Source organism: Rhizorhapis sp. SPR117 (assembly GCF_021742065.1).
The window spans coordinates 1-3,542 of sequence record NZ_JAKKIE010000138.1 but is presented as its reverse complement, the minus strand read 5'-3'; the positions used below and the strand labels follow the sequence as shown (position 1 = coordinate 3,542).

General features: G+C 47.7%; 3 protein-coding genes and 1 pseudogene. 2 read left to right on the top strand and 2 right to left on the bottom strand.

Annotated elements, in window-relative coordinates; translation table 11 throughout:
• Positions 1-56 precede the first annotated feature (56 nt).
• Entirely contained in the window at positions 57-962 is a 906-nt protein-coding gene (locus L3X40_RS21300) for a hypothetical protein (RefSeq protein ID WP_237367345.1), read from the top strand.
• An 853-nt stretch (positions 963-1,815) separates the two neighbouring features.
• Here L3X40_RS21300 and L3X40_RS21295 read toward each other — a convergent pair.
• A complete protein-coding gene (locus L3X40_RS21295) occupies positions 1,816-2,073 on the bottom strand; it encodes a helix-turn-helix domain-containing protein (protein WP_237367344.1) in 258 nt (85 codons plus the stop codon).
• A gap of 320 nt (positions 2,074-2,393) precedes the next feature.
• On the opposite strand from L3X40_RS21295, the gene L3X40_RS21290 reads away from it, so the two are divergent.
• A complete protein-coding gene (locus L3X40_RS21290; protein ID WP_237367343.1) occupies positions 2,394-2,918 on the top strand; it encodes a hypothetical protein in 525 nt (174 codons plus the stop codon).
• Between the two features lie 40 nt (positions 2,919-2,958).
• On the opposite strand, the pseudogene L3X40_RS21285 reads toward L3X40_RS21290, so the two are convergent.
• Positions 2,959-3,441 (bottom strand): annotated as a pseudogene (locus L3X40_RS21285) (recombinase family protein); the annotation flags it as partial.
• Positions 3,442-3,542 lie beyond the last annotated feature (101 nt).

The following is a 3,542-nucleotide window of genomic DNA, read 5'->3' as shown; positions in this document are numbered from 1 at the left end:
CGACCCTGGGTTACCTCAGTCCTATCGACTTCGAACGTGAAGCTGGGGTAGCCTGAATGAACTTATCTCGGTGTCCACCAAACCGGCAGCAGGCCACCATTGATAATGTCATAGACGCTCTTGAGGACCCTCAGGTTGAACTTGTAGGTAAGCTTGGTATTGTGCGAGCAATCTTGAAGGCGGAGGCGGCTAGTCCTGTCTTTAAGCGCGTTCAAAATGTGCCTGATACGCTTGATTTGTCCAAGTTTGGAGATAGTTGGTATAGCAGTCTAACCAAACTTTTGACTGAAAATGTCCGTAAAAGCCAAGTCGAAAGCATTTTTGATAATTTAGAGATTGTGAATTTCAATTATGACAGGTGCCTAGAGCATTATCTTCCTATTTCGCTGGCGTCATATTACGGCTTAAAGCCGGACGCAATTCGGGAAATTATGCAAAGTTTGAAGATTCATCGACCTTATGGCGTCGCTGGACGGTTGCCTTGGCAAAAGGGTGATGCCCCAAGTGTGGCCTTCGGTGAAGGATCACCGCATCAGCTTGCTGATGTAGCACAACAGGTTCGGACATTTACGGAGCGTGTGGAAGAAGGCGATGAATTGGCCGCTATGCGAGCTACGATAGCTGGCGGGGATCGCGTCATCTTTCTCGGCTTCGCTTTCCATCGCCAGAATGTCGAGTTGCTGGCGCAGAAAATGCAAGACCATTCAGAACTTGTCGCTACCGCCTATGAAATATCAAAAAGCGACAAATCCGTCATCGAAGATGAACTTGGCAAAGCCTTTGAGCATGAGTTTATGATGCACGATACCCGCATCCAACTTGCGGACATGACTTGTGCGCAGTTCTTCAAAGAATATTGGCGAACGCTAACGGCTGAGAAAGGTGATCACGAACCTTTCCGCACTGATGATATGCTGCCCAGCCTACCGGCTATGCCTTCATGGCCGAAGATTGGGAGCTAGGCTGAAGGAATTCAACGCCAGAAAGCCAGTTCGATTCCCTGCGACGCCCAAATTAGTTTCAAAGTGTAATAATATTAAATCAAAATTAAAGCGATTTAAGTACCATCACAGAGCCTTATTCATGTTTTGGCTACCTACCACGTAAATTTTCATTCACGCTCTGTATGATGCCTTAAATCGCTCTAAATGGCATATCTTGCATCTATGCTTGTCTATCCGTGATTGAATGGGAATATGGAGCGCATTCGATCAAATTTAATTTCCCCCATTTCATATTGTCCTGATGTTAGAATCAGAGTTCTCAATTCCTGTGCCTGCCAAATCAATGCCGCGCCCGATAAGCCGCCACCTCAGCCGCGCTTACATCGCCGGGATAACATTGGGGCGAATACCCGCCCGGTCGGCTATAGGCGCTCCTACGCCCAACAAACCCGCTGGTATCGCCCTTGCGGGTCATGGCAAGGCGAACCAATCAAATGCAATTTTCTGATGTTCACACCAAGCGGATGGAATCAAGGCCCCCAAGGAGTAGCCCTATTGTTTTCGATCGTCAAAGTAACTCTTGATATATGGACACGAAACGCAGTATAGAATTTAAACTGCCTCGATATAAAAAGTAATAAATCCATTACATAATGTTGAAAGTAGTAAATTAACTGAAAGAAACTATATGAAACGGCTATCCTATAAAGAAGTAATAAAAAGAAATGTATTATTGTGAGGATGCCTTTTTTTATAGTCCTACCTGCTTAGATAAGAGTGGCACAGATTTCAGATCATCTAAGAGTTCGGCTAATTGAAAATTCATCAAGGCGATAGGAAGCGCGCGTCACGCTTTGATCGTGGGCGCGGCTTACTGGTCTGGCAATGTCCGGATCAACTCGATGGTATCCAGCCCTAAGGCGCGGGCAATGTCCACAAACTCGATAATATCCAGCCGTCGTTCGCCTATCTCATATCGGCTTACAAACTGTTGATGACGATTCAATCGATTAGCCAAGGCTTGCTGGCTAAATCCTTGTCGTTTCCGTTCCGCAATAAGCTCCCCGACAAGGGCGCGGTAGCGAGGGTCGTTAAAGCCTTTTCCTGATGATTTTGGTTCAGTCGCCATTCTGCGACCTGTCGGGCCTATTGCATTCTACACCAAAACCTTGTGAAAACAGGCCGTCCGCAAATCAGAGGAGGGGGGCGATTGTCGGAAAATTCAAAGGACGACCGTGAAGAAATTCTGAAGCTGCGAGAGGAAAACTTGCGATTAAGGGAACAAAGGCTTCAGTCAGCAACCAAGACCGCTACCTCCACCAAGGCGAATACCCCCACAGTTACAGTTAAGCAGGTTAATGAGGGATTCTTCTCTGGTTGCGCAGGTATGATCGGCATCATTTTCGTGTTGTCGATGCTCCTAAGCCAATGCAGTGGGTGAAATAAGAAATGATAATAAGATTAGGAACGGCGCTTGCGTTCGTCGGAGTTTTGTCGGGATGCGGTTCGGATGAGGTTGAAAACTCCACGGCAACTTTAGCAATCCCCAAGCAAACGCCAGCGGAGGAAGCGCGGGAACGCCAAGTCAACCTAAAGAATTTGGAATCTTTTATAGCTGCAACTTCTGAGGAATTGCAGGTCGGGATGCGGAAATGTCAGGCTGAAGTGGAGCAAAAATTATCTGGTGAGACGATCTTGATGATCGGCTCCAACGATGATGTTATCAAGAAAATGCAAGAGCGGGCGAAGGAGGACATGGAAGCCGCGAAGAAGGACGCCAAAGCCTATTTATTTGATACGGTTACGGGGAGCTACGATTTGTGTTCCTTCGCGTCTGGATTCAGTGGTCGGGTAGTCATGACCCACAAGGCTTACTGCCAATTCCAAGGCAAAGATTTTGATAGTGCGTCGGTAAATTCTGGCGATATTGTACCAGAGGGTTTTGTATATACCTGTGATGGACAAGGAATATAAGGGACGGCACGCAGGGTAATATTCAAAGGATTCTGTTTGCTCAAGCCGCGCAATATCGCTTTACGGTAGCATCCGATATACCAAACTGTGCTGCCGTCACGCTGATGCTGGCTTTATTATTAGAGCGCCATAGAGCCACTTCCTTTGCATCGTGGGCCTTGGGTCGTCCTAGGCTTTCTTTGCCCCTGTGCGTCCTTCCTGTGGCCCTTAGCGATGCCTTAGCAGCCTGCCTTCCTGCCTCGCATCGTTCCCTAATGCGGTTGCGTTCCATGTCTGCAATTTGCGCAAGCACAGCAACGATTAACTCCCCTACGCCTTTGCCAATCGGACCAAGGCCATAAACGTCAACAGTCACGCCACGATCCATAAGCTTTCTGACAACAGATTGAACGTCCAATGCATCGCGCCCCAATCTGTCGATTGCATATAGGCTGATGATGTCGCCTTCCCGAACATATTTAAGTAGGGCTGCAAAGCCAGGACGATCTTCGGCTAACGTCGCGCCGCTTACGCCTTCATCGGCAAACTCTTTATCAAATTGCCCGCCTAAGAGTCCGACTCAAAATTAATATTCATTGGATTCAAGCTCGTGCGATAAATCTGGCGGTTCGCCGGATTGAAGCG